The sequence below is a fragment of the Paenibacillus sp. PL91 genome (assembly GCF_012935325.2).
In the GTDB taxonomy this organism is placed as follows: Bacteria; Bacillota; Bacilli; order Paenibacillales; family Paenibacillaceae; genus Pristimantibacillus.
On sequence record NZ_JABBYG020000005.1, the window covers coordinates 357,884 to 376,692 of the forward strand.

An 18,809-nucleotide genomic window follows, 5' to 3' on the forward strand; every position below is an offset into this window, starting at 1 on the left:
GCTCTCGCATTGATAGGCGAAGTCCGGTGACAACAGGAAAGAGCTGTATGAGAAGCCCTATAAAATCTTCGACAGCTTCCGGTATTCGCGGGGAGAGATTCCCTCATGGCGGCTGAATATTCGGCTGAAATAGTGAATATCGGTATAGCCGATAAGGATGCCGACGTTCTCGATCGATTGATCCGACTCGCGAAGCAGCCTTCTCGCTTCGCGGTGACGAATGGACTGCACAAATTCGCTCGGCGGCATGCCGGCGATTTGCTTGAACAGCTTGGCTGTATGGTCAATGCTCAAATTCATTTTTTCGGCGATTGCCTTGTTTGTCCAGCTGGCGGAAGGCTCGGCTTCAATTTGTTCCATCAATTCAGCAAGCTTCCCGCCATGCAAGGAGGCCTGCCCGGACGTCCGCGATAATGGCGACCGAAGCAAATGAGCAACAATTTGGAGCATCAATGCCCTGCAGACAAGCTCATATCCGAGCGGGCGCATCGTAAACTCGTGAACAAGCTGCTCCATGAGCTGGACGCATACGAGCGGGGGCGTATATACCGGATGTTCGGACAACGGCGCCAAACCCTCGATTCTAGGCTCTTGCGTAAATTTATTAGGCTGAACGGCCGCCTCGTTTACAACCATGTCGGCTTCCGTCTGAATGTCGAGCTCATCGAAAAAGTCAAAGTGAATGCCCAGAAATCGGGCGTCAGGGCTCGAAACGACTTCGTTTTGGTGATAGACGCCGGATGGCAAAAAGACAAGCTGTCCAGCCTCAATCCTATAGCGCTGTCCACGCATAGTTGTAGCCGCTTCGCCTTGGCATACGTACAGCAGCTCAAAATCATAAAGTCTGCGTCTTGGAAGGACGCCGGTCGGCATGCGCTGGAACTGCGCGTAATGGACGCTTGGCGACCACTCTCGGAACGTTGTCATACGAATGCTGGGATAGCGGGAATCGGGCTTCTCCAAGCGGCAGGCCCCTTTCATAGCATATTTGATAGAAAGAGAACGGAATCGTCCAAATAATCGCTTTATTGGCTAAATATATTTTGTCGGTAATCGTTTATTATATACGTATTATCACATGCACTAGCAAACCATTCAATATCTCGTAATAAGTTAAAAGCATAGGAGGCTTTCCAATGAAAAAAGGGATCAATATTTGGTCGTTTAAAGGCGGCTCCACCATTGCCGATTGCATAACGACCGCCAAGAAAGCGGGCTTCGACGGGATTGAGCTGTCTTTAAACGAAACAGGCGAGCTAAGTCTGGCAGCAACGGACCATGAAATCCGCGATATTCAAAATCGGCTCGAGGAGGCGGAGCTTGAAATTGCGGGCCTCGCGACTGGATTGTATTGGTCATATCCGATGACAAGCGAAAGCGCGGCAACGCGGGAGAAAGCGATCGATGTATGCAAGAAGCAGCTGGAGCTCGCAGCGGCTCTAGGCGTCGATACGATTTTAGTTATTCCCGGCGCGGTTGGCGTAGATTTTATACCGGGTAGCGAGATTACCGATTATGAATATGCGTATGACCGTGCGCTTGAATCGATTGGGAAGCTGGTGCCTTTTGCAGAGAGTGCGGGGGTGTCCATCGGCATTGAGAACGTATGGAACAAATTTTTGCTGTCGCCGCTGGAGCTTCGTTCATTCGTAGATGCTCATGGCTCCGCTTTTGTCGGTTCCTACTTTGACGTAGGCAATGCACTGCAGAATGGTTATCCGGAGCAGTGGATTCGGATTTTGGGCCACCGCATCAAAAAGGTGCATTTTAAAGATTACCGTCGCCAAGCAGGCGGCTTGCACGGCTTTGTTGATCTGCTGGCAGGAGACGTAGACTATCCGGCCGTTATGGCGGCGCTTCGTGCGATTGGCTACAGCAATTACGTAACAGGTGAAATGATTCCGCCGTACAATCATCATTCAGAGCAGATCATATTCAACACTTCTAAAGCGATGGATGCGATACTGGGCCGTCAAAACGCATAATTCATAATCGACAGGGAGGTAATGACATGTTAAAGGTTGGCTTAATCGGTTTTGGTTTTATGGGACGCATGCACTTTGACAATTATGTTCGACTTGCTGCCGAAGGAGCACCGTTGCAGCTCGTTGCAATCTGCGATCTGCTGATCGAGGAGCTTAAGGAGGGCAAGGCATCAGGCAATATCGCAACGGAGCAGGATGTTTACGATCTTACTCCCTACAACTTGTACGATAATATTGCTGCGATGCTGGAGAATGAGGAACTTGATGTCGTGGATATTACTTTGCCAACCTATTTGCATGCTGATCTAGCCTGCTCGCTGCTTGAGAGAGGGCTGCATGTCCTTTGCGAGAAGCCGGTTGCATCTAGTTCAGAGGACGGCTGGCGGATGGCGAATACGGCAAAGCGTACGGGGAAAACATTGATGATCGGCCAATGCCTGCGATTCTGGCCAGCCTATGAATATTTGAAGGCTAGCGTAGAGGATAAACGTTTCGGAGCCGTCACCAGCGGTTATTTCTTCCGGGGCTCTGGTGCGCCGAAGGGCTGGTTCCTCGAAGGTGACAAAAGCGGAGGCTGTCTGCTCGACATGCATATTCATGATGCGGATATGGTGCACTGGCTGTTCGGCAAGCCGGAGAAGGTATCGACGATTGCGCGCAATGTCATTCCGGGAAGCGGCTATGACGTGGTGTCCACGAATTATATTTATCCCGACGGCAAGGTGCTGAATGCGCAAGCGGACTGGACGCTGGAGGGAGATTTTGGCTTCGCGATGACGTATCGGGTTAATTTTGAAGGCGGCAATATTGTCTTTGAAAATGGCCAAGTGAAGGTGAATCCGAACAAGGAACCAGGCTTTATCGCCGAATTGTCAGAGGATATGGGCTATTACCGCCAAATCAAATATTTTATTGAATCGGTTGAAGCAGGGACGCCCGTATCGATCTGCTTGCCGGAAAGCGCGGTAGGCACGCTTGAAATAATTGAAGCGGAGATGCGCTCGGCTGATGAAGGCGGCACATTGATCCAACTATAAGAAGCTGCGCCCACCAGTGGCGCAGCTTCTTTATTTTATACCCCATATAGCTGACGATACACGGTTGGCGTCATGCCCTCATGCTCCATAAACCGTTTGTTGAAATAGCTGACGCTAGGATAGCCGGCATCGCCGGCAATTTGGCCGATGTTGATCTCTTTGCGCTCAAGCAGCCATTGCTTCGCCATTTGAAGGCGGCAACGCGTAATAAAGTCCATAGGCGTCATTTCCATAACGCTGCGGAACAGCTTGCAGAAATAATAGGGGGATACGCCGGCATGCTCGGCCCAATGCTCCAGCACAAAGGGCAGCGTCGCCTCCTGCTGCATGAGCGGAAGCAGCTCCAAGATGCGGTTGCCGGATGTGCTCGCTTTGCTGCCCGAAATCGGGACAGCCTGCTCCACAAACACGGCGAGGATCGCATAGGTCAGGGCAGACAGCTTGGTCGGATGGAGCATGCGGTGCGTCTCGGCTTCGGCTAGCAGTTCCTCGTGCACCTGCTCCCAAGCGGCAGGCTGGCGTATCGTCCAAAGCTGGCTTTTGTGAAAGCCTCGTTCGATCATATAATCCTGCAGTCCGGTACCATAGAAATGTACCCAGCGAATGTCCCACGGATCATCCTTGCTGCTGTAGTAATGCTGCCGCTGCAGCGGAAAGTAAAGCACGGCCTCCCCCGCCTCAAGCGTATGCACTTTGCCGTCCCATTCCACATACCCTTTGCCGGATACGACGTAATGAATATTAAAGTTGTTTAACGAGCCGGCTTTTCGCATCGAGTAATGCTCGGGGTGATCCCAGTAGTGGCCGACTGATTCAGGGAAACAAAAGAACGGATTCTGCGGTAGCGTTAGCAGAAGGGTTTGCCTTTGCATATGTTTCACCTCAATGACAATATTGTTATAGCTCATAGCAAAATAATATCATTTTATTTTTGAATGTTCTACTTTAAACTAGAGGAAAGCATAAGTTAACCGTTCCATTTCCACTTTATTTAGAAGCGTTTAATGAGCTGCAATGAAATCTAACGGTATGACTAACTATGCTTACAATCACAATATAATAATAAAATAATTGCTGAGGTGACGCTAGGATGAAGACGGATAAGCTGAAATGGGGCATTTTGGGCTGCGCTGGAATTGCCAAGAGAGCGGTTATTCCTGGCCTTAAACGCTCTGAATTAAACGAGGTGGCTGCTATTGCGAGCCGCAGCGGGGACAATGCCAAGAAAACGGCGGAAGAGCTGGAAATACCGACAGCTTATGGCAGCTATGAAGAGTTGCTGGCTGATCCCTCCATTGATGTCGTGTACATTCCGCTCCCAAATCATTTGCACCGGGAATGGACGATTCGGGCTGCGGAGGCGGGCAAGCATATTTTATGCGAGAAGCCGCTTGCATTGACGGAGAAGGAAGCGGCAGAGATGGCGGAAGCGGCTGCGAAGGCTGGGGTGCTTTTGTCTGAAGCCTTCATGTATCGATACCATCCAAGGTATGACATGATCAAGAAGCTGATCGACGCGGGAGAAATCGGTGACGTTCGCGGCATTCGCAGCGCATTCACCTTCAATAACGCAGGGCATAAGGAAAATGTGAGATACCGCAAGGAATGGGGCGGCGGCTCGATCTATGATGTCGGCTGCTATCCGATCAATGCGGCACGACTGCTGCTTGGCAAGGAGCCTGAAGCGGTGACGGTACAAGCTTTATTTTCGCCGGAGCATGATCATGTCGATATGATGGCATCCGGATTGATAGAGTTCGAAGGATCGGTGTCGCTGACGTTCGATTGCGGCATGTGGGCGGCTTTCCGCAACCCGCTGGAGGTGCTTGGCACGGAGGGCATCATAGAAGTTCCATCCGCCTTCGTAACCGGAGAGCCGGGCAGCGGCAATTTCTTCGTAACTGCAAAAGGCGAACGCCGCGAGGTCGAGGTGCCGCATGTGAACGCATACACCGCACAGGCCGACCATTTGGCTCAGGCTATACGGGGCGGAACGCAGCTGCAATTCGGCGGCGCTGATGCTATAAGCAATATGAAGGTCGTTGACGCTTGCTTGCTTTCGGCTCATGAGCGTACACGTGTCATCATTTAACGATACAACATTCTAAGGAGGTAAGGATTAATGGAATTTATTCAAATACAGGGATCGCCAAAGCCGGTATCGCGCTTAATGAAGGGCTCGGATTACTTTTATCATGATGCTTACGAGAAAGCGTCAACGAATTTGGATGCTTTTCTAGCCATTGGAGGCAATTCGATCGATACGGCGCATATTTATTGCGGCGGCCAAAGCGAGGAAGTCATTGGCCGTTACATGCAGGAGCGGGGCAACCGCGAGCAAATCGTCATTTTGACAAAAGGCGCGCATCATAATCAAGACGGCCCGCGGGTGAGCAGAGAAGCGATACGCCAGGATTTGGCTGACAGCCTTAAGCGTCTGCAAACCGATTATATTGACCTTTACGCGCTGCATCGTGATGATCCTTCCGTTCCTGCGGGAGAGGTTATCGAGATTCTTAACGAGCATGTGCAATCAGGCGCTGTAAGGGCGATCGGCGTATCGAACTGGACCTGGCAGCGGATTCAGGAAGCGAATGAATATGCAGCAGCAAAAGGACTCGTAGGATTCTCATTCAGCAGTCCGAACCTTAGTCTAGCCAAAGCGAACGAGCCGTTCTGGGCAGGCTGTGTGTCTGCCGATGAGGAGACCTGCGCTTGGCATGAGAAGGAGCAGTTCCCGCTGCTGTCATGGTCGTCGCAAGCAAGGGGCTTCTTTACAGGCAGATTCTCGCCTGAGGTACGCGACAACGCCGATCTGGTGCGCGTATTTTATAGCGACGACAATTGGGAGCGCCTTGAGCGCGCGAAGCAGCTGGCAGCAGAGAAGAACGTCAGCGCGATTCAAATCGCGCTTGCATATGTGCTCAATCAGCCGTTTCCGACCTGTGCTTTAATTGGCGCGCAATCAGCGGAAGAGCTTCATTCCTGTGATGCTGGCTCTCTTATTCAGCTGACCAAGGAAGAGATGGACTGGCTCGATCTAGCAACGCAGAAGGTGTAATAAGACGGCAGACAATGAAATCGTAAATGATAGAGGACAAAGCTACTCCTTGTGAGCAGCTTTGTCCTTTTTGTACGTTCTTGGACTAATGCCATACGTTTTGCGAAATAAAGCGGCAAAGTGATTGTAGTTGTAGAAGCCGACATCGAGCGAGGCTTCCGTGGCTGTCCGGCCCATGTGCTCCATTAGCAATGCGGCCTGCTGCAGCCGGAGCCTGTTCAGATGATCCAGCACGCTTGCCCCCGTTTCCTGTTTGAAGAGATGGGATAGTCTAGAGACGGAGAGGCCAACTGATTTGGCTAAATCGTCGATTCGGACTGATTGCTGCATGTTGCGGGATAAATATTGCAGCGCGAGCTCGATGCGCGGGTCAAGCCGCCGCTCCAGCAGCTGCGCAGAAAGCAGGATCACCTCGCGCAAACTATTCTCGCAAAGCATATGCCAGAAGCTTGCCCGCTCGCGGGAATCGTTCAAAATATGATGGAAGGTTTGCTGCACCCTGCTTTGCATATTGCCATCGGGAACGGTAGCGACGATGCATTCCTCATTAGGCAGGTAGTCGATTTCAGGTAGTTTTTGAAAATGCGCCCAATAGAAAACCCAGCGGCTGCCTGACACGGTTCCATATTCATGGGGAATGCCGGAGCGAAGCAGGCCGATTTGTCCGCTGCGACAGCGCTTTTCTCCGTGGGGCGTGCGCAAGTAGCCTTCACCCTCCAGCGTATAAAAGATGAGCCAATCGCTCATCCCGCTAGGCCTTCGATACCGATAGGAGTCTGATTCATAAAAGAGACCGCTTAACAAGGCTCCCCCATTTGTCTCATCAATGGTTTCGATTCCGTTATTACGAACCATATCCGTCTCCTCCTCCGATTATAAAATAGCAGAATACTAATAGTTTTTAGCAGTAATCATTCTTCCTTAAAAATAACGAAAGCTCTATGATTATGTCAAGAGCAAGGAATAAATCAGTGAAGGAGAGATAGGCGATGACAAAGCAATTAAACGTGTTAACGGAGGAGCAGGTCAATCAATTTCTTACGGATGGCTATCTTGTAGTAAAGGATCTATTCTCACAAGAGGACATTCGTACCATTGAGGATACATTCGAGGAAATTAGCCATACGACAGTACCGGGCTTGTTCGAACCGGATTTGTCAGGCGAGGTTGAGGATCCTTTAAAGCGATATCCGCGGGTCATGCACCCCCATCGATTTAACGACACGGCCAAACAATATTTGCTGCATGAGCCGGTGATGGCTGTATTAGCCGATCTTTACGGCGAGGAGGCGCTGGCCGCCCAAAGCATGTTTTATTACAAGCCGCCAGGCTCCAGAGGCCAGGCTCTGCATCAAGACAATTTCTATTTGCAGGTGGAGCCCGGCAACTGCATTGCGGCATGGACGGCAATCGATGCGGCTAATGAGGAGAACGGCGGATTGCTGATCGTTCCTAAGACAAGTGCGCATGAGATTAGCTGCCCGGAACTAGCCGATTCTACCGAATCCTTTACGACGCATTACGTCAAGCCGCCAAAGGACCAGAAGGCGATGCCGGTTATTATGGATAAGGGCGACGTTTTATTTTTTAACGGCAATTTGATTCACGGCTCTTATCGAAACAAGACAAAGGATCAATTCCGCCGCGCCTTCATATGCCATTATGCGAATGCGTCAGCCACTCATATCAGCAATCATTATCGCCCGTTGTTTAGACAGGACGGCACTCCCGTCGATTTGGAGATCAATACGGACGGAGGACCGTGCGGAATCGAATTCGAAACGGCGTATCCGCACTAGACGATGATGAACAAAAACGAAGAACTCCGGGTTGAGATGTCATGGTGGGGAATGAACGGACTGCAAGGGACTGCTGGGCATGCGACTGCTATTGAGGGGAAGTTTAGGCTCATAGCAGAGAACGGCTTCGATGGGATTAACGCATTTGTGCCTGCGCCGGAGGAGAGTGATCTATGGAAGGAGCTTCTTCGCAAATACGGCTTAGCCTTCAGCGTAAATGCTTATCCGGCAACATTAAGGGACATGTCCGATTTTTTGGACAAAGCCGTTGATTTTGGGGATATTGCCTACATTAACGCACAAGTGATGACGCCCTTCCTCATAGGGGACTCGGCGCTCGAGCTGCTCTCGGGCATCGACGCGCTATCTAGGCAAGCGGGCATTCCAGTCTATATCGAAACGCATCGTGGGACGATCACGCAGGACCTGATACGAACGCGGCAATTTTTGGAGTCGCTGCCGAAGCTTGGCCTTACGATTGACTACTCTCACTATGTACTGGCAGGTGAGCTGCATACGGTATCCCCCGAAGCGGAGCATATGCTTCAAAGCTTGCTGCCGAACGCTTCGAGCATCCATACGCGCATATCCAACGGCGAGCAAATTCAGATTGATCCCGGAGAAGCAGGTGACCATCCGATGCTGCCCCATTTTGCAAGATGGTGGGAAAGCGCCATGCGGCACTGGCGCAAAAGGCCAAGACTGCCAAATGATACATTCCCTGTCGTTATTGAGCTGGGGCCTCCGTCATATGCCATAACGAGTAATTTGGCTGGCACAGGGCAAAGCGAGATCAGCGATCGCTGGCAGCAATCTCTTTATTTGAAGAAGCTCGTGCAGCAGCTTTGGCAAAAAACAAGTCTCAAATAAAAACCCGACTGGACAGCGATGGTCCAGTCGGGTTTGCCTATTTTTAGCTGCAGTACGCTACTCATCATCCCCGGTCACATCTACCTCTAACAAATGGGATAGAACCTCCCCGCTCATCATTCGGTCGCCCGCCTCATACGTGTAGCCGGCTTTGACCACCCCGATCATTTTTTCTGACACCAGCGCATCCGTAACGGCAGCCGAATAAACGATCAGCAGTCTGGCTCCCGGCAGTAGGCTTCCAAGCAGCCAGGTTTGATTGCCGTCATAAGCGCTTGGGCTTAACCTTTCTCCGTCAACCCGGAACGTCCTAGGAAGCAGATCAACGCCATAGGGGAGGTCGCTAGTAAACGATACGATTGCGGGCAAATTGCCAATGTTCGCCAGAATAGCCTGAATGCTCAGGCTATCGCCGAATTCGACCACCGCTCGATCCACCTGCGCAGTAAGTTGGATGATAGGTGCTATTAAAGCCGTTGTGGCGGTATTGGAAAGAGAGCGGCTGCTAATCACTCTGCCGTCCGATAGCCGAAAGGTATATTCGATTCTAGCTGAATTTGTTAACGCAGAAACAGAGGAAACCTGTGAAGGGATTTTTGCCGCAAACGTTATAAGGCTTTTCGATTGGCCGAGCAATGTGCCAAGCTTAATTCCATCCTCGATTTCTGCGCCTGGAAGCGGAATTCCGTTTAGCTTTAAGCTATTCACCATAAAGTTGACGCCGTCTGGCAGCGTATCCTCAAGCGTGGCGTCTACTGCGATATTTTGTGCATTTCTAATATGGATCGCGTAGAGAAGGGTATCGCCGGGAAAGGCGCTTTGCAGATTAACCTGCTTGACGGCAATGATTTCGGGACTGATCAGGGTAACGGTCACCTCATTTGATTGCACAGAATTCGGCATGCCCGAGACGAGATAGCGAGTAACGGCTTTGGTGACAAATAAATAAGGCGTATCCTCCGTCGTTTGCATGCGATAGGTAACGCTGGCTGTTGATTGAGATTTTATTTGGCCAAGCGGGATACCGACGCTTGGATCTGCGCTGGGCGAGATCACGCCATTAATCGTTACACTGCCGGGTGCAAAGAGCACGCCGGCAGGCAAGGTAAGGAAGGCGACAGCATCTCTTAGGCTGAGGTTTCCTTCATTGACGATCGTTAATGCATACGAAACAAAATCAGAGGGAAAGGTCTGATTGGTGCTGGCGCTTAGGCTAGCAGATACCGATATCGCATTGACCGGTGTAGTAAGCGTATTTGAATAGGTGATGCTTGTGACGCTGCGTCCCTCTGCTGTTTGGAATACAGAGTCGGCGCGTGCTTGATTGACGAGCTGCAAGCTGGGCGGAATAGAGATGACGAAAAGCTGGAAAATAATTTGAACGCTCTCCTGCGGTGCCAGACTGCCAATCCGAATGCCGGATTCCGGATTAGATCCGGGGAGGGGAACGCCGTTTAGCAGCAGGCTGTTCGCTACGAAGGAGGTTCCCTCAGGCAGCTTGTCGGTCACCGTAACGATTCCAGCTACATTTCCGGTGTTCGTTGCTATTAATTTGTACGTTATCGTGCTTCCAAGAGAAACCTCGCTCTCAAATGCACTCTTATCAATGATGATGCGTGTGCCTACCAATGCGGTATTTACTGTATTCGAGTAAGTGACCATTTCGACGCTTCCTGAAGCAAACTGAACGAGCGATTGGTTTTGTATGATAGGGTTTCCGCTCGAAATTAGGCTCATATCGTGACGACCTGCACCTGGAACGTAACGGTTGAGCTTGCTCCGGGAGCAATTGTACCGATTGAAATGCCGCTGCCCGGATTCGCCGATGGCTGTGAAGAGCCATCAACAATGACACTTCCAGCCGTGAATGTCGTTCCAGCAGGTATGGGATCGATGAGGATGACATTGCTTACAGCTGCAATTCCGTTATTCGTCACAATCATGGTATAGGTAATCGTATCGCCTACTACCGCATCAATAGAGGATGTGCTCTTTACGACGGTCACATTAGGCGAAGATACAGGAATGGACAACACGTTGGATAATATCGAGCCTGTCAATAATCGGCCATCAGGCGGCGTGAATGAGAAGTTTGCTGTCGCTTGGTTGACAAGCAGCTGCGGCGACGGAAGCGCATCTACCGTAACCTGAAGCGTAATCAGGACACTGACGGTAGCGCCTGGTTGAACAAAGCCGACGGAGACGCCTGTCGCCGGATTGACTCCTGGCTGCGGAATCCCGTTGATCTGGACGCTGTTTGGCACGAACGCAGCCCCGGTTGGGATCGTGTCGAATACAGTAACCTCTGCAGCTATGTTGCCTGTATTCGTAATAGTAAGCGAATAGGTTACGGTATCTCCGACTGTCGCGTTTGCCGTATCGGCCGCTTTGACAAGCGAAAGGAGGGGCTGATAGACCGGCGTAACGACTGTATTGGAGAACGTATTCCCAGAAAAGGCGCCTGACGTAAAAGTCACGGTAGCCGTATTATTTAAAACAGCAGGGCTTGGCAATGATGTGACCAATATGTTGAAATCGACCAATACGGTTGCGCTTGGCGCAATTGCGCCAATTAATATACCTAAGGACGGGTCGGCTGAAGGTTTGGACAAGCCGTCGACGGTTACGCTTCCGGCTTGGAAGGCTGCGCCTGCCGGAATTTGATCGATTGCCAGCACATTGTTGATCGTTACAATTCCGCTGTTCGTAACAGATAATCGGTACGTTACCGTATCGCCAACGACGGCATCGATGACGGACGTACTCTTAACCGCTGCTACGTTAGGAGCGGATACCGGTATCGATAAAGTATTTGTTCGGAATGACCCGTTCAACGTGCGTCCATCCGGAAGCGTGAAGTTGTACGTCGCAGACGCTTGATTGACGAGCTGCTGAGTTGGCGGCAATGAATTGACGATCACAGAGAACATGACTTCAGACGTTGCAGTCACGCTTCCGAGCGGAATGCCCGCTGCAGGATCTGCACCCGGAACAAGCTGGCCGTTAACGATGACGCTGTTCTGAACAAGGCTTGTGCCAGCGGGTATCGTATCGGTCAAGGTGACGTTGCCCGGATAGTTTCCTCTGTTTTGCACAGCTATCGTATAGACAAGCGTGTCTCCGACTGTGGCAATGCTTGTGCTGCCGCTTTTGACACCCGTTAAAATGGGCTGATAGACGGGAACGATAACGGTATTCGAGAAGGTGGTCCCAGAGAATACGCCGGATGTAAAGCTGACGGACGAGCGGTTGCTGAGCTGCGCAGGATCAGGCAGCGCGGTTACGGTCACGTTGAACGAAACGATAACGGTCTGCCCTTGGGCGATGGTGCCTATAGCAACGCCGGTTGCTGGATTTGCAGCGGGCCTTGTTGCCCCATCTACCTGTACGCTTCCGGCAACGAGGACGCTGCCAACCGGCAAAGGGTCGGTAAATATGACATTGTTAACGGCTGCAATACCGCTATTGACGATGGAAATGGAATAAGCAACTATATCTCCGATTGCTGCAGCTGTTGAAGCTGTGCTTTTGGCAACGCTGACGTTGGGCGCAGAAACAGAAATGACGACCGTATTGGAGCTGGCGCTCCCGCTAAGCGAACGGCCGCTAGGCAGGACAAACGAGTAGCTGGCAGCCGCTTGATTGGTTAGCTGCTGCGGATTCGGCAGCGAATCAATGATGACGGAGAAGGTGACGGTAACGGTTGTATTCGGAGCAACGGTATTAATATTGATGCCGGTTACAGGGTCTGTGCCGGGTTGAGGCAATCCGCCAACGAGGACGCTGTTCGTCACAAAGACCGCGCCGGCTGGTATATTGTCCGTTACGATCACGCTTCCAGCATAATTCCCTGTATTGCTGACGTCGATTCTGTAGCTAATCGTATCGCCAAGAGTGGCATTGATGGAATTGGCGCTCTTGCCAAGCGAGATGATAGGCTGGTAAACCGGCGTAATCACAGTGTTTGATGATGTCGTGCCCGAGAAAGCTCCTGAAGTAAAGGTAACGTTGGCCTGATTGCCGATTTGTCCGGATACAGGAATGGCAATGACGCTCACTTGGAAGGTGACCGTAACCGTACCTGACGGAGCTATTGATCCAAGGGCAATGCCGGATGACGGGATGCCTGGGGCTGGCGTGCCGTTGATCGTTACGCTGCCGGAAACGAATGTTGCGCCATCGGGAACGGGATCGGTTAATACGACGTTATTGATCGTTTCGATCCCGCTATTGGTAACGCCAATGGAATACGTAATAACGTCGCCTAGCGCGACATCGACTGCAGCTGTGCTTTTTGCGACCTCAACGTTTGGGGCAGATACCGAAATGGACAGCGTATTGGACTGCGCAGTGCCATTCAATAGTCTTCCGTCTGGCGGTGTAAACGTATATGCGCCAGTAGCTTGATTGACTAGGAACTGCGGAGATGGAAGCGTCGTGATGATGACCGAATAGGTGACAGGGATTGAAGCGCCAGGCGGTACAGGGCCTACGTTAATCCCGGTCGCTGGCGACTCCCCAGGATGAGGAACGTTTCCGACAACGACACTGTTTGGCGCAAACGTTGTTCCAGCCGGAAGCGTATCGCTTAATGTAAGCTGGCCCTCCAAGTTTCCGGCATTGGTTACAAGGACGGTATAGGTAACGGTATCGCCTAGTGTAGCTTGGCTCGTATTCGCACTTAGCAGCAAGCCGATTTGCGGCTGCGTTACGGGTGTTGATGTTGTATTCGACGAGGAGGAAGCCGAGAAGGAACCTGATGTGAAGCTGACCATTGATTGATTCGTAATTTGTGATGGTACTGCCATCGTTACTCTCACCTCAAATGTTACGGTAGCCGAACCGCCTGGGGCGAGGGTACCGATTGGAATGCCGGTCGATGGAGTGGAATCCGCCCGGGGAGTGCCGTTTACAAGCACGCTATTGTTGATGAAGGCAATATTACTCACTAACGGATCGTTTATGACGACATTGTTTACAGGCGCGATGCCGTTGTTGGTTACGACAGAGGTGTAGAGGAATTGATCACCAACAACGACGGAGGCAGGAATTAGAGACTTGACTAACGAAACGTTTGGCGGCGATACAGGTATCGATACGGTATTGGAGGACGAGAATCCATTTAATTGCCTGCCGTCAGGCAATGCAAAGTCGTATTGCGCGCCTGCCTGATTGACCAGCCTTTGCGGCGAAGGCAGCGACACGACAGTAACGACAAAGCTGATTTCCGTCGTTGCGCCAGGCAACAAAGTTCCAATTGGAATGCCTGTAGCTGGGTTTAAACTTGGGAACGGTACGGAATTTATGAGCACGCTGTTTACATCTAAGGCAGTACCGGCCGGAATGTTATCCGTGATGATTACATTTGCGCTCGTATTGCCGTTGTTGCTGGCTCTTATCGTATAGGAATAGGTGTCGCCTACGGTAGCGCTTTGTGTGCTGGCGACCTTTTCAAGCGTAATGATAGGCAGAAACACAGGAATCGTGACAGTATCGGATAGGGAAGAGCCTGTAAACGAGCCTGATCTGTAGCCGACGCCAGCGCGATTGGCTATAATAGCCGGACTAGGCAAGAAGGTTACCAGCACCTGGAAAACGACCGTAACGACGGCAGAAGGTGTGATTGTTTCAACAGCAATGCCGACGTTCGGGTTAGAAGCCGAAGGGACGCCGTTTATGGTCGTGCTGCCTGCTACGAAGGTCGTTCCGGCCGGGATCATATCGGAAATGATTGCGTTTGATACGGCTACGATGCTGTTGTTCGTAACGACAAGCGTGAACGTTATGATATCGCCAATTGCAGCAGCTGCAGCATTTGCCGATTTCGCAATAGATACATTTGGTACTTGAGCGGGTAGGGTAATCGTATTCGAGCTGCTGCTTCCAGCCAGGGTTCTCCCACTAGGCAATTGATACGTGAACCCTACGACTGCTTGATTGACTAAGCTTGGCGGAGACGGCAGCGTATCAAGAAAAATCTGAAAGGAAACGCTCGAAACGCCGGAAACGGGCAAGGCGCCAAGCGCTATGCCTGTTAGCGGACTATCGCCTGGGCGTCCCTGCCCGTTTACGATTACGCTGCTTGGCACAAACGTTGATCCGTTTGGAATGTTGTCTGTCAACGTTGCCACGGCAGCAATATTTCCGGAATTTCTTACCGTAAATGAATAGGTGACAGTACCTCCCACGGTAGCGATTGTTGGCGATCCGATTTTTTCGACCTGTATGATCGGTTGATAGACTGGTGTAGACACGCTGCTGGACAATGAAAGACCCGAGAACGATCCTGAGCTATAGGATATGGATGCTTGATTGACTAGCGAGCCAGAACTTGGAAGAGAAACCACATGGATAGCGAACGAAACGGTTACAGATTCACTTGGCGGGATTGTGCCTAGACTGATGCCGCTTGCAGGGCTGGCGGTCGGTCTAGGCGCGCCGTCAACGATTACAGTTCCCGATAAAAACTCTGTACCAGCAGGAAGAGCGTCTATTAAGACGGCATCCGTGATGGCAGGGGCTCCGCTGCTCGTAACGACTATCGTGTAAATCAGCTCTTCGCCTACGGCTATGTCAGTAGAGCTAGCGCTCTTAACAGCTATTACATTGGCAGATCTAACGGGAATCGTCACTGTATTGGATACAAGTGAGCCTGAAAAGACTCTTCCATCAGGAATTTGATACGCATAGGTCGCGGAAGCCAAATTCTCTAGCCGAGGTGGCGTAGGCCGTGAAACCACCTGCACTTGGAACGTGACCGTCGACGAAGCACCTGCTGCAACGGAGCCGATTGCAACTCCTGCGGCTGGATTAGCGCCAGGCACGACGACGCCATTCACGCGAAAGCTATTTGGAATATATGAAGTTCCTCCTGGTATATTATCGGTTACTGTGAGTGTAGCTGCTGTGCTGCCCGTATTGGCTGCCAACAACGTATAGGTCACTTGATCACCAACGGCTGCGTTTTGCGTATTTGCGCTTTTGACAATCGATAGTTGAGGAGCAAAGACAGGTACAGTCACGGTATTTGATGGAATGACTCCCGAAATTACCGATCCGCCGGCAATGCTCTGGAAGGTAAAGGCAGCATTTGCCGTGCTTGAAAGCTGGGCAGAACTGGGCAGGGAGTTTACGACGATTTGATAAGTAACGGTTACAGAGGTCGATGGATTCAGTGACCCTAGCGGTGCTCCGGTTCTTATATCAAAGGTTGGCTTGATGATGCCGCCAACGGTGACGCTACCCGTTACGAAGGATACGTTTGGTGAAAGGGTATCGGTCAATACGATGTTGGCTGCGCTCGTTGTTCCCGAATTGCTGAGCGAAACGGTACAGGTAATGATATCTCCAATTGTAGGCCCTGTTGTATTTTCGCTGAGCACTACGTTAATAAGCGGCGCATTTATATTGATTTGAAAGGCATTGGCATTCAGGACATAGACATTCCCGGAAGTTGCAAGCGAGAGCACAGCTGAGCTTTGGTTGTTCGTCAGCCTTGCTGAAATGTCGACGTTCGTAATATCCCAGCCTTGGCGGCCGCCAACTATATTTGTGCCTGGGTCTCCGTTCGCCTGGTTCCTGCTTCCGAAGGTTCCGGTCGTATTTAAAGCGCCGGTATCATCGTTCATTTGCGAAGCAAAAAAATTGTTAGCCAAGTTATTCGTTCCCGATAGAGCGACTAAGCTGGCTGCCGTCGGGCCAAACAGCGCTTGATCCCCTGTTCGGTTGGCATCCCCTTCCTGCGCACTGAACAAGGCTCTCCCGCCGAGTGCGCCTGAGATCGGCGTTGCAAAGCCGGTAATTGTCGTGTTGACGGGTCCCGATGTGCTCTGAACGAGAATAGCTCCAGCACGTAGCGACATGTTCCGGAACGGCAGGGAAGGGTTTCGATAAATGACGGCGAGCGTCCAGCCTGCATGATTGGCGGTTGAATCGCTGGGGATGACAATCGTACCAACGACGCCGCCTGTCGCATACGTACCTGCGCCGGCTGGCTGAACAAGCGATGTGACATTTGAAGAGCGGACATAGCCGAAAGCGCCGCCTCCAAGATTAAAGGTATTGCTTGTAGCTGCATCAGGCGACACGCTGGAGGTGCCGAGCGGCGTAGTGAAGGCAACCGGATTGTTGATTGCCGCGCTTAAATTTACATCACCGTTAATATAGCTGCCGCCCCAAATAAGCTCGGCATAAAGAACCGTGCTTCCAGCGGGAAGGACAAGAATTGCAGCCGAGCTGTTCTCCAAGTAGTTGCTTGTTGTGCCAAACGGAAAGGTGCCATATCGAATGGCCGTATTCGTTGTACTGAAAGCGCCGATACTATCGGACGTGCCAGGTACCCCCGCGACTTCAGAGCGGCTGAGGCCCAGCGTATTTCCCGTAAATGTAATGGCGCCGGTTGCGTTTAATGATGCTCGGACGACCAGAGGTATTGTATCCACCCCCCTTAAAAAACGTAGTTGCTTATAAAAACAAATAGATTGTTTAAGTGTATGAGCCAATATTCGCCATTTTGTTTGTCTTGTTTAAAAAGTTTTTTACTCCATTGGATCTGGTTTAATATTGTCCAAGCATAGAGTCTAAATTCGTCCAATTAAACGCTTTCATTTACAAGCTATAATGATTAAAACGCTTACAAGGAGTTGTGTTTGCGGTGACGGGACATAAACGGATACAATGGTTTGCAAGTACGGAAACCGAGTATTGGATCAATAAGACGATAGAGGTAGCTGATGATGGAGATGCCAATCTCATGTTCACAGAGGAGAGCTTCCAACAGCTTGAAGGTTTTGGCGGCTGCTTTAACGAGCTTGGTTATGCTGCGCTGCAGCATTTGAAAGCCGAAGAACGCAGTCAAGTTATGCATGCTCTCTTCCATCCCGATGGCGAGCATAAATTCAGTATTTGCAGACTTCCGATTGGCGCGAGCGACTATGCGCTGGAATGGTATAGCTTGAACGAAACAGACGGAGACTTAAGCATGGAGCATTTTTCGATTGCCCGTGACCAAAAATATTTAATTCCTTATATAAAGGAAGCGCTAAAGCTCAATCCTGAATTGAAGCTGTTTGCCTCTCCGTGGAGCCCGCCGACCTGGATGAAGTTTCCGAAAGCCTATAATTACGGCACGCTTCGCTGGGAAAAGGAGATTTTAGAGGCGTACGCGCTGTATTTCGTTAAGTTTGTCGAGGCGTATCGGGCAGAGGGCATAACCATTCATCAGGTCCATGTTCAAAACGAGGTTGTGGCGGATCAAAAGTTTCCTTCCTGCGTTTGGACGGGCGAGCAGCTGCGCGGATTTATCCGCGATTATTTGGGGCCGGCCTTTGAGCGCCATGGACTCGAAACGGAAATTTGGCTGAGCACGATCAACGCGCCTGAGGCGTGGGATGAATGGCTGAAGAAGAAGGCGACTGATTTTGATGCCTATGCCAATATTGTGTTAAGCGACCCGGAAGCTTACAAATATGTGAAAGGCGTCGGCTATCAATGGGCAGGGAAGCATGCCTTGCAGCGAACCGTTCAAAGCTATCCGGAGCTTCGATATATGCAAACGGAGAATGAATGCGGCGACGGCGAAAATACTTGGTTTTACGCGAGATATGTGTTTAATCTCTATCATCATTATTTCACGAATGGCGTGAACGCTTATATTTACTGGAACATGGTGCTTGAGCCAAAGGGACGCAGCACATGGGGCTGGGAGCAAAATGCGATGCTTACCGTTGACAAGGAGAAGGGGCTTGCCGTTCGTAATCCCGAGTACTATGTCATGAAGCATTTTGCCCATTTCACATCGCCAAACGATAAAAGAATAGGTCTGAGAGGCCCGTGGTCAGGCAATGCAATCGCTTTTGAGAAGCCGGACGGCACGCGCATCATCGTTTTAACGAATCCGTTCAAGGACAAGAGGGAGCTGCGGTTGTCTATCGGCTCCAAATGCCAGCTGCTTGAGCTGGAACCGGAATCCTTCCATACGATCGTCATTCCATGCGGATGATGATAGCCTATCAACTAACGCCAGCAATCGATGGGGCGTTAGTTTTTTGCACACTTC

Annotated in this window: 12 protein-coding genes; 7 read left to right on the forward strand and 5 right to left on the reverse strand. The window is 50.9% G+C overall.

Annotated elements, in window-relative coordinates; genetic code table 11:
* Nucleotides 1-57: 57 nt before the first annotated feature.
* Nucleotides 58-963, reverse strand: coding sequence for an AraC family transcriptional regulator (locus HI950_RS14915; RefSeq protein WP_223285288.1), 906 nt, complete (start codon nt 961-963; stop codon nt 58-60).
* Between the two features lie 173 nt (nt 964-1,136).
* Between HI950_RS14915 and HI950_RS14920 the strand changes: the two genes are divergently transcribed.
* Both HI950_RS14920 and HI950_RS14925 read left to right on the forward strand, forming a co-directional pair.
* Nucleotides 1,137-1,985 (forward strand): sugar phosphate isomerase/epimerase family protein, encoded by an 849-nt coding sequence (locus HI950_RS14920; protein WP_169084907.1) that lies wholly within the window; start codon nt 1,137-1,139, stop codon nt 1,983-1,985.
* Nucleotides 1,986-2,011: 26 nt separating this feature from the next.
* On the forward strand, nt 2,012-3,022 hold the full coding sequence (locus tag HI950_RS14925; protein ID WP_169084905.1) for a Gfo/Idh/MocA family protein: 1,011 nt from the start codon (nt 2,012-2,014) through the stop codon (nt 3,020-3,022).
* A gap of 35 nt (nt 3,023-3,057) precedes the next feature.
* On the opposite strand, the gene HI950_RS14930 is transcribed toward HI950_RS14925, so the two are convergent.
* Nucleotides 3,058-3,894: a helix-turn-helix transcriptional regulator gene (locus tag HI950_RS14930; RefSeq protein ID WP_169084903.1), complete on the reverse strand. Its 837-nt coding sequence runs from the start codon at nt 3,892-3,894 to the stop codon at nt 3,058-3,060.
* A gap of 218 nt (nt 3,895-4,112) precedes the next feature.
* On the opposite strand from HI950_RS14930, the gene HI950_RS14935 reads away from it, so the two are divergent.
* Together HI950_RS14935 and HI950_RS14940 are read left to right on the forward strand one after the other, a co-directional pair.
* Nucleotides 4,113-5,114, forward strand: coding sequence for a Gfo/Idh/MocA family protein (locus HI950_RS14935; protein ID WP_169084901.1), 1,002 nt, complete (start codon nt 4,113-4,115; stop codon nt 5,112-5,114).
* Between the two features lie 30 nt (nt 5,115-5,144).
* Nucleotides 5,145-6,083: an aldo/keto reductase gene (locus HI950_RS14940; RefSeq protein WP_169084899.1), complete on the forward strand. Its 939-nt coding sequence runs from the start codon at nt 5,145-5,147 to the stop codon at nt 6,081-6,083.
* Between the two features lie 42 nt (nt 6,084-6,125).
* Here the strand turns inward: HI950_RS14940 and HI950_RS14945 are convergent, their stop codons facing one another.
* Nucleotides 6,126-6,938, reverse strand: coding sequence for a helix-turn-helix domain-containing protein (locus tag HI950_RS14945; protein WP_169084897.1), 813 nt, complete (start codon nt 6,936-6,938; stop codon nt 6,126-6,128).
* Between the two features lie 134 nt (nt 6,939-7,072).
* Between HI950_RS14945 and HI950_RS14950 the strand changes: the two genes are divergently transcribed.
* Nucleotides 7,073-7,882: a phytanoyl-CoA dioxygenase family protein gene (locus tag HI950_RS14950; RefSeq protein ID WP_169084895.1), complete on the forward strand. Its 810-nt coding sequence runs from the start codon at nt 7,073-7,075 to the stop codon at nt 7,880-7,882.
* A 3-nt stretch (nt 7,883-7,885) separates the two neighbouring features.
* The gene (locus HI950_RS14955) at nt 7,886-8,752 is read left to right on the forward strand and encodes a sugar phosphate isomerase/epimerase family protein (RefSeq protein ID WP_223285289.1); all 867 of its coding nucleotides are present in this window, start codon (nt 7,886-7,888) and stop codon (nt 8,750-8,752) included.
* Nucleotides 8,753-8,809: 57 nt separating this feature from the next.
* Here the strand turns inward: HI950_RS14955 and HI950_RS14960 are convergent, their stop codons facing one another.
* The gene (locus HI950_RS14960) at nt 8,810-10,489 is read right to left on the reverse strand and encodes a DUF11 domain-containing protein (RefSeq protein WP_169084893.1); all 1,680 of its coding nucleotides are present in this window, start codon (nt 10,487-10,489) and stop codon (nt 8,810-8,812) included.
* Nucleotides 10,486-17,193 (reverse strand): DUF7507 domain-containing protein, encoded by a 6,708-nt coding sequence (locus tag HI950_RS14965; RefSeq protein ID WP_169084891.1) that lies wholly within the window; start codon nt 17,191-17,193, stop codon nt 10,486-10,488. The genes HI950_RS14960 and HI950_RS14965 overlap by 4 nt, the downstream gene beginning before the upstream one ends.
* A 212-nt stretch (nt 17,194-17,405) precedes the next feature.
* Between HI950_RS14965 and HI950_RS14970 the strand changes: the two genes are divergently transcribed.
* Complete coding sequence (locus HI950_RS14970) at nt 17,406-18,752, forward strand: glycoside hydrolase family 30 protein (RefSeq protein ID WP_317618368.1); 1,347 nt, start codon at nt 17,406-17,408, stop codon at nt 18,750-18,752.
* Nucleotides 18,753-18,809 lie beyond the last annotated feature (57 nt).

What these genes read in the sequence shown, in the direction of transcription:
- HI950_RS14945 (WP_169084897.1), bottom strand. Translation starts at nt 6,938, where the DNA reads ATGGTTCGTAATAACGGAATCGAAACCATTGATGAGACAAATGGGGGA.
- HI950_RS14955 (WP_223285289.1), top strand. Translation starts at nt 7,886, where the DNA reads ATGATGAACAAAAACGAAGAACTCCGGGTTGAGATGTCATGGTGGGGA.
- HI950_RS14935 (WP_169084901.1), top strand. Translation starts at nt 4,113, where the DNA reads ATGAAGACGGATAAGCTGAAATGGGGCATTTTGGGCTGCGCTGGAATT.
- HI950_RS14930 (WP_169084903.1), bottom strand. Translation starts at nt 3,894, where the DNA reads ATGCAAAGGCAAACCCTTCTGCTAACGCTACCGCAGAATCCGTTCTTT.
- HI950_RS14960 (WP_169084893.1), bottom strand. Translation starts at nt 10,489, where the DNA reads ATGAGCCTAATTTCGAGCGGAAACCCTATCATACAAAACCAATCGCTC.
- HI950_RS14920 (WP_169084907.1), top strand. Translation starts at nt 1,137, where the DNA reads ATGAAAAAAGGGATCAATATTTGGTCGTTTAAAGGCGGCTCCACCATT.
- HI950_RS14940 (WP_169084899.1), top strand. Translation starts at nt 5,145, where the DNA reads ATGGAATTTATTCAAATACAGGGATCGCCAAAGCCGGTATCGCGCTTA.
- HI950_RS14925 (WP_169084905.1), top strand. Translation starts at nt 2,012, where the DNA reads ATGTTAAAGGTTGGCTTAATCGGTTTTGGTTTTATGGGACGCATGCAC.
- HI950_RS14950 (WP_169084895.1), top strand. Translation starts at nt 7,073, where the DNA reads ATGACAAAGCAATTAAACGTGTTAACGGAGGAGCAGGTCAATCAATTT.